Genomic DNA, 7,495 nt, shown 5'->3' with positions numbered 1-7,495 from the left:
TGCTCATGCTGAGTTTCCAGCACTAGATTAACTGCCCGTTCACGGACTTCCGGAGAGTAACGTTTGGTCGTTGTCATAGAGACCTCCACTTTTAAAGTATAGACTCTAATTTATCCGGGGTGATTCAGAGATTTTATCGCAGTTGGAAATACAGACCATGGCGTCGGCACAGTGGGCATTCACCATGTATTCCACCGAATCGGCGATAAGCTCGCGCGAGGGCAGAGAATACAGCATGCCGCCGTGCCCCATCGCAATACCGTCGTCCACCGCTATGGTGTTGAACTCCTTCGCGACGCCGCCGGACGCTTCGATCTGTTCGGCGACCAGTTTACCCAAATCGCGCAGATGGACGTGGCCCGGCACAAACTGGGTAAAGGAGTTGACCACGGCGATAATCGGTTTGCCGAAATCGTCGTCGGTCATTCCCGTGGCGCGCCACAGGGCGCGTGCACCGGCCATATTGCGGCCGTGCGTGGTGGTAGCGGAACGGTACTTAGGCATGCTCATAACTCCAGTTATTCAGATGGCCAGGGCAGCTGCAGCGCCCCGGCACGAAAGCGTTATCGTTATTGATTGACCGGATCCAGCCAGCCCCATTTATCTTCCGTCTCGCCGGTAAACAAGCCGAAGAACGCCTGCTGCAATTGCTTGGTCACCGGGCCGCATTTACCGATGCCGACTTTAATACCGTCAACGCTGCGCACCGGCGTAATCTCGGCGGCGGTACCGGACATAAAGACTTCGTCGGCCAGATAGAGGGACTCGCGGGACAAGACCTGTTCCCGCACTTCCAGACCGGCGGCGATGGCCAGCTTGATAATGGCGTCGCGCGTAATGCCGGGCAGCGCGGACGAGGTGAACGGCGGCGTAAACAAAATGCCGTCCTTCACTTCAAACAGATTCTCGCCGGCGCCTTCGGAGACATAACCATGGACGTCCAACGCGATACCCTCTTGATAACCATGGCGGCGGGCTTCGCTGCCCACCAGCATCGAAGACAGGTAATTGCCGCCGGCTTTGGCCGCGGTAGGGATAGTATTGGCCGCCGCGCGGTTCCACGAAGAGACCATTGCGTCGATCCCCTGATCAAGAGCTTCTTCACCGAGATATGCGCCCCAGGGGAACGCGGCGATAATGACGTCGGTGGTATAGCCCGCCGGCGGGTTCACGCCCATGCCGACATCGCCGACAAACACCAGCGGCCGGATGTAGGCGCTGACCAGGTTATTTTTCAGTATCACGGCGCGCGTGGCCGCCATCAGCTCATCGACGCTTTGCGTCACCGGCATGCGATAAATTTTGGCCGAGTTGTGCAGGCGCTGCATGTGTTCACGATGACGAAATACCACCGGGCCTTTATGCGAATCGTAGCAACGTACACCTTCAAAGACTGATGACCCGTAATGCAGCGCATGCGACATTACATGGACTTTGGCTTCTGCCCACGGAACCATTTCACCGTTAAACCAAATGAAATCAGCTTTTTTCGTTGTCATTTTTTTCTTTCCTTACCCGGCCTTAGGCACGTATTTGTTGTGTTGTTAATTGCTGGATCTCGACACAGGCGACATCCATTAGCTTGCTTAATTGTGCAGGCAATAAGTCCACCGACCGCTTGCTGGCAACGGTCAAATGGATATTTATATTTTCAGCTTCCACGCGCGGCGTCATGTTTAAGGCGCACAGCTCAAAACCGCGGTGGCGGACGACCCGCAATATACGCTCCACGACTTCCGGGCGAAAGCGCGCCTGGATGGAAAGGGAATGTTGCATCATGATGATTTCTCCAGCATGGTTTCATTACCGGCACCGGGGGGCACCAGCGGCCAGACATTCTCAAGCTCATCGATAGAGACATGCAGCAGGAACGGTCCGGGTTGGTTAAACAGGGCGTCAAGCGCCTGCGGGATTTGGTCTTTACGGGTGATATGCAGGCCGGGAATGTCGAAGGCGCTGGCCAGCGTGAGAAAATCGGGGTTATCGGTCAGGGTGGTTTCGCTATAACGTTTATCAAAGAACAATTGCTGCCATTGACGGACCATGCCTAAGCGCTGATTATCCAGCAGCACGATCTTCAGCGGTAACCGTTTTCGCTTAATGGTAGTCAGCTCCTGCACATTCATCATGAAGGAGCCGTCGCCGGAAACGCAGATGACGGTATCCTCCGGCCGGGCAATCTGCGCGCCGATCGCGGCGGGAATGCCGAAGCCCATCGTCCCCAAACCGCTGGAGGTGATGAAATTCTCCGGCCGGCTGAAACGCATATGCTGGGCGGCCCACATTTGGTGTTGCCCGACATCGGTGGTCACCACGGCCTCGTCGGGGGCGCGATCGCTGATGGCCCGCAGCAGCGCCGGGGCGTATATCCCCTCGCAGGGATTATCATAGCGCCAGCGGTACTCCGCCTTCAGTGCCTGGGTTTCAACGCGCCAGGCGTCGATAGACAACGGCTGCGCCAACGCCGGCAGCAGATGATTCAGACAGCCCAGCAGCGCGATATGCGCCTGGCGCAGCTTGCCCAACTCTGCAGGATCAATATCCAGATGAATCACCTTGGCATGGGGAGCAAACGCGTTCAGCCGGCCGGTCACCCGATCGTCGAAACGCGCGCCAACCGCGATCAGCAAATCGCAGGCCTGTACCGCCAGATTGGCGGCCTGATTGCCATGCATACCCAGCATGCCTAAATAACAAGCATCATCGACATCCGGCGCACCCAGACCTTTCAGCGTCGCCACGGTGGGAAGGCCGGTTTGGGTAACCAATTGCCGCAACGCCGGTACCGCACCGGCCATGCCGACCCCGCCGCCGACATACAGAATCGGGCGGGTTGCCTGACGCATCAGCCGACGCGCGCCCTCCACGTCGCCCTGAATGCTGCCAGCCTGATCGTCAAGACTTAACAAATGCGGCGTCAGGTCGCCGTCGGCCAACTGGACATCCTTGGGAATATCGATCAACACCGGACCAGGACGCCCGCTGGTGACGATAGCGAAGGCTTCGGTGATGATGCCCGGCAGCGCGTCCAGCGATTCCACCAGGAAGCTATGCTTAGTACAGGCCAGCGACAGGCCCAGTACATCAATTTCTTGAAAAGCGTCGGTGCCGATAAACGCCGACCCGACCTGCCCGGTTATCGCCACGACCGGCACCGAATCCAATAAGGCATCGGCCAGTCCGGTGATAAGATTGGTGGCGCCAGGGCCGGAGGTCGCAATGCAGACGCCCACTTTACCGGTAGCCCGTGCGTAGCCGATTGCTGCGATGGCCGCGCCCTGCTCATGACGGCATAGCAGGTGCTCCACCCCGCCGTCGAAGAGCGCGTCGTATACCGGCATGATAGCGCCGCCGGGATAGCCGAAAACCATGTCCACACCCTGTGCCCGCAGCGCCTGCACTACCCATTGAGCTCCGTTCATGGTCAGTTCCCCGCCTTCGCGCCGCAGGGACAGAACAATATTCTAATTCTCATTTAGTGTTCTCCTGTCGCTTGATTGATGCCCCAAAAAAAAAACCCCGACCAGTTGGTGCGGGGGTTTTCTTGAGATTTAAGCTTGTTTAGTAAGCTTTTCTTCGTCCAAGTGCAGCCCCGCACGGTGGGATAATAATCACCACCACGCTAATCACTTGAACAACAGCTTTCATAAATGGGTTTTCATTATGTTGACATCGAATGAATACCTACATAGTTATCACAGTTAGTGTAAGCGTGACAACTAATTTCGTCAGTGCCGCGACAGACTTCGCCCGAAGTCATCCCTTTAATCCATGATTTATATCAGGTTACTACTAAATGAAAATTTTTCACGTTAGCCGGTCACCCGCGCCTTGTGGCACTGCCGGGCCAGGTCGTCTGTGATAGCCAGCGGTGCGCGGCCAGTGCTATGCCGGCCGGGGCAAGACGGCACCAAGGGTAGGTCGGGGATAAGCGGCAAGCGATCGGTGTCCTCCATTACGCTATTCCCGTGACCTCGATAACGTGGCGGGTTAAAAGGCCGGACGGCGGCACGGCGGCACGGCGGGCCCGGTTGACCTGCCCTCACGGCAAAAACACGATCGCTATTGAGTCTTTTACAGCAATACTGCAATAGCGATGCTTATTTTCACATCAGTGCCGCACTTCCCTTTAGTGCAGCCGCCTCGACGCCGCCATGACTGGCATACTCACGTCGGTGACCAAGGAGGGCCGCATGGCAGTGGCGACAATTTACACCCGTGGGTTAATCGGTATCCAGGCGCCCTTTGTGACGGTTGAGGCGCACGTGAGTAAAGGGCTGCCCGCCTTCACACTGGTGGGACTGCCGGAAAGTACCGTGCGCGCATCGCGTGATCGGGTGCGCAGCGCCATCCTGAACAGCGGGTATCAATTCCCCGCCCGGCGCATCACGGTGAGTCTGGCGCCGGCGGATCTGCCGAAAGAAGGCGCGCGCTACGACTTGCCGGTCGCGCTGGCAATCCTTGCCGCAACGCAACAGATTCCCGGTACGCGGCTTGACCAGTACGAGTTTCTTGGCGAGCTGTCGCTGGCCGGGGAGTTGCGGGGGGTATATGGCGCTATTCCGGCCGCCCTCGGCGCGGCCGAAGACGGTCGGCAGCTTATCCTGCCGCAGGCCAATGTTGATGAAATCGCGCTGCTGCCGGACAGCCAGGCCCGTCTCGCCGGCTGTTTGCACCAGGTGTGCCGTTTCCTGCAGGGCAACGACACACTGACCGCCGCCGATCCAACGGCAATGCTCCAGCCCACAACACCTGACGGCGGCGATCTGGCGGAAGTTATCGGCCAGCAGCATGCCCGGCGCGCGCTGGAAATTGCCGCTGCCGGCGGCCACAATTTATTGCTGATTGGGCCGCCGGGTACCGGTAAAACCATGCTGGCGAGCCGATTGCCGGGGCTGCTGCCACCGCTGTCGGATAACGAGGCCATGGAGACCGCCGCCATCACCAGTCTGGTCAGCGTCAGCACCGCGAAACGCCATTGGCGCCAGCGCCCCCTTCGCGCACCGCATCACAGCACAACAATGGCCGCGTTGGTCGGCGGCGGCGCCGTTCCGCGCCCCGGCGAGATTTCGCTGGCCCATAACGGCGTGCTGTTTCTTGATGAGCTGCCGGAGTTTCAGCGGCGGGTGCTTGATGCGCTGCGCGAACCGCTGGAGACGGGGGAAATCCATATCGCGCGGGTACAGGCCAGCATCTGCCTGCCTGCGCGCTTTCAACTGGTGGCGGCCATGAATCCCAGTCCCTCCGGCGATTGCCGCGGCGTACACGCCCGCTGCGGAGGTGCCGACATAGTGCGTTATCTGAATCGCCTGTCGGGTCCCTTTCTCGATCGCTTTGATCTGTCGGTTGAAGTTCCTCAACTGCCGCCGGGGTCACTGCGCCGCCGCCCGGCGAGGACAGCGCGACCGTGCGTGCGCGGGTCATGGCGGCAAGGACCATCCAGCTACAGCGCGCGCAGATGCTTAACGCCAGACTGAGCAATACACAGCTGGCGCAATGCTGTCATTTATCGGAAGCCGATGGTCAGTTTCTGGAAAACGCGCTAACGGCGCTGGGATTATCGGTACGTGCCTGGCATCGCTTATTAAAAGTAGTCCGAACATTAGCGGATCTGGCGGGTGAAACCAAAATCAGCCGGATCCACCTGGCTGAAGCCCTCAGTTATCGCTGTATTGACCGGCTGTTGCACGAACTGTGGCAGCAGCGGGATTAGCGGAGTGAACAAAGGGGCCGCAGCCCCTTCTTTATCAATCTTCAGTGTCGGTGTAGTCTTCCACCACATCCATCTGCGGTTTACCGCCGGAAAGGGTATGAAAACGCTTGGGGCGGCGAGTATGCTCTATGTACTTGAACCACACCTTTTCGTGTTCATTGGTGGGGGCAAGTTCACCTTGGCACACCGCAACAAACTGCCGCTCATCATCGGTCACAGGCTCCCGTTTGCCGCTGTCCAGGTCATTGTAGGCATGGCCGCAACGCTCCAATAATTGCGCTTCCCGAATGGTAAAATGACCATGCCGGGAGAAGCCGCGAGGGTAATTTTTGTTATCAAAATAACGATTAGTAGTAAAAAAGCTTTCCGCCATCTTACGCGCTCCCATCTCTACATGAGCCATGCTGTTTATGGCGCGGAGTATTAGTTAGGCTTGACTTTCTGTAAAACGAAACATTTTAATCAGTACGACAAAAATTTTTTTGGAGAGCGCAGTGGACACGGAATTACTGAAAACATTCTTGGAGGTAAGCCGTACCCGACATTTCGGGCGTGCGGCGGAAGCGCTCTATTTGACCCAATCCGCGGTAAGCTTTCGCATCCGCCAATTGGAAACGCAGCTTGGCGTCAGCCTGTTTACCCGCCACCGCAATAATATCCGCCTGACCGCAGCGGGAGAACGGCTGCTGCCGTATGCCGAAAATCTGATGGTGACCTGGCAGGTCGCCAAGCAAGAAGTCACCCGTTCGCTGCAGCACAATCCGCTGTCCATCGGCGCCAGCGCCTCACTGTGGGAGGCATGGCTGGGGGAATGGCTGCAAAATCTTTATCAGCAATGGCCGGATTTGCAACTGGAAGCGCGCATTGCCCTGCGGCAGGGCCTGATTAAAGAGCTGCACGAACGCCAATTGGATTTGCTGATTACTACCGAAGCGCCGAAAATGGAGGAATTGGCCAGTCAGCAGCTCGGCAGCTTCTCCCTGACGCTGTTTACCGATGCCAACGGCGCGTCAGCAAGCGAAAAACGTCCCTATATTCAGCTTGAATGGGGTGCGGATTTTCACACGCACGAAAACCGGCTGCAGTTAAACCAGCAGGCGCCGCTGGTCACCACGACCTCGGCGCAGTTGACACGCCAGCTGTTGCAGGTCACCGCCGCCTGCGCCTTTTTGCCCAGCCATTGGGCCAAACGCTTTGCGGATTTGCGGCCGGTTAACGATGTGCCATCGATAGTCCGTCCGCTGTATGCAGTATGGTTGCAAAACAGCGATCAGCGCCCAATGATTCGGCAGCTGTTGAAAACCGCCGTGCTATAACGGCTCGCGGTACGACGCACCGGTTGGCGCGGTTTCACGCATCGGTGCAGGCCGGACCGCTACTGCGGTACCGTTTCCACGGCGCGCCAGCCAGAAAGCGTTTAACCCTTTCTGCAGGCCGATAAAGCCGAACAGCAGGACGCCGATGACAATCTTGGTCCACCAGGAACTGAGCGTTCCGTCAAAGGTGAATAACCCCGAGTTTATTAGAGAGTAATTTTGGCAATACTACGCCGCTTCCTCTGATGCTAATTGCAAAGCGTAATAGTTCATTTCGGCTTCAGTAGGAGGGATGTAACCCAGCCGCCCGAGCAGCCTTCTGTTGTTGTACCAGTCCACCCAGTCCACCCAGTCCAGCGTGGCCAACTCCACTTCCGTCCGGTTTTTCCAGCTCCCGCGGTGGATAACCTCCGTTTTGTACAACCCGTTGATACTCTCTGCCATCGCATTATCGTAGGAGTCGCCG

The 7,495-nt window shown here is 57.7% G+C and carries 7 protein-coding genes and 3 pseudogenes; 2 read left to right on the top strand and 8 right to left on the bottom strand.

Translation table 11 applies throughout. The annotated features are described in order from the left end of the window. Positions 1-126: 126 nt before the first annotated feature. From CINSTRO3249_RS10640 to CINSTRO3249_RS16635, 5 genes and pseudogenes are all read right to left on the bottom strand, one after another. Positions 127-504, bottom strand: a pseudogene (locus CINSTRO3249_RS10640) (dihydroxy-acid dehydratase); the annotation flags it as partial. A 65-nt stretch (positions 505-569) separates the two neighbouring features. Next, positions 570-1,499, bottom strand: a complete 930-nt coding sequence (locus tag CINSTRO3249_RS10635; RefSeq protein WP_074013263.1) for a branched-chain amino acid transaminase — start codon at positions 1,497-1,499, stop codon at positions 570-572. 22 nt (positions 1,500-1,521) lie between these two features. Continuing rightward, positions 1,522-1,779 carry an acetolactate synthase 2 small subunit gene (gene ilvM, locus CINSTRO3249_RS10630; RefSeq protein ID WP_074013262.1) on the bottom strand — a complete coding sequence of 86 codons (258 nt, stop codon included), beginning with the start codon at positions 1,777-1,779 and terminating at the stop codon, positions 1,522-1,524. Next, positions 1,776-3,422, bottom strand: coding sequence for an acetolactate synthase 2 catalytic subunit (gene ilvG / locus CINSTRO3249_RS10625; RefSeq protein ID WP_074013261.1), 1,647 nt, complete (start codon positions 3,420-3,422; stop codon positions 1,776-1,778). The genes ilvM and ilvG overlap by 4 nt, the downstream gene beginning before the upstream one ends. Positions 3,423-3,561: 139 nt before the next feature. After that, the gene (locus CINSTRO3249_RS16635) at positions 3,562-3,648 is read right to left on the bottom strand and encodes an IlvGEDA operon leader peptide (RefSeq protein ID WP_125933170.1); all 87 of its coding nucleotides are present in this window, start codon (positions 3,646-3,648) and stop codon (positions 3,562-3,564) included. 545 nt (positions 3,649-4,193) lie between these two features. Between CINSTRO3249_RS16635 and CINSTRO3249_RS10620 the strand changes: the two are divergent. After that, positions 4,194-5,713 (top strand): annotated as a pseudogene (locus CINSTRO3249_RS10620) (YifB family Mg chelatase-like AAA ATPase). Between the two features lie 34 nt (positions 5,714-5,747). Here the strand turns inward: CINSTRO3249_RS10620 and CINSTRO3249_RS10615 are convergent. Further along, complete coding sequence (locus CINSTRO3249_RS10615; RefSeq protein WP_074013260.1) at positions 5,748-6,086, bottom strand: MaoP family protein; 339 nt, start codon at positions 6,084-6,086, stop codon at positions 5,748-5,750. A 121-nt stretch (positions 6,087-6,207) separates the two neighbouring features. On the opposite strand from CINSTRO3249_RS10615, the gene hdfR reads away from it, so the two are divergent. After that, positions 6,208-7,029, top strand: a complete 822-nt coding sequence (gene hdfR / locus CINSTRO3249_RS10610; RefSeq protein ID WP_074013259.1) for an HTH-type transcriptional regulator HdfR — start codon at positions 6,208-6,210, stop codon at positions 7,027-7,029. On the opposite strand, the pseudogene CINSTRO3249_RS17660 reads toward hdfR, so the two are convergent. Next, positions 7,024-7,218: pseudogene (locus CINSTRO3249_RS17660) on the bottom strand (hypothetical protein); the annotation flags it as partial. The gene hdfR and the pseudogene CINSTRO3249_RS17660 sit on opposite strands and share 6 nt — an antisense overlap. Positions 7,219-7,257: 39 nt before the next feature. After that, on the bottom strand, positions 7,258-7,495 hold a 238-nt coding region (locus CINSTRO3249_RS10605), incomplete at its 5' end, for an integrase core domain-containing protein (protein ID WP_143146883.1).

The organism is Candidatus Sodalis sp. SoCistrobi, from assembly GCF_900143145.1.
Taxonomy (GTDB): Bacteria; Pseudomonadota; Gammaproteobacteria; order Enterobacterales; family Enterobacteriaceae; genus SoCistrobi.
Note: the sequence above shows the minus strand (reverse complement) of the source record. Positions and strands in the feature narration are given on the sequence as shown.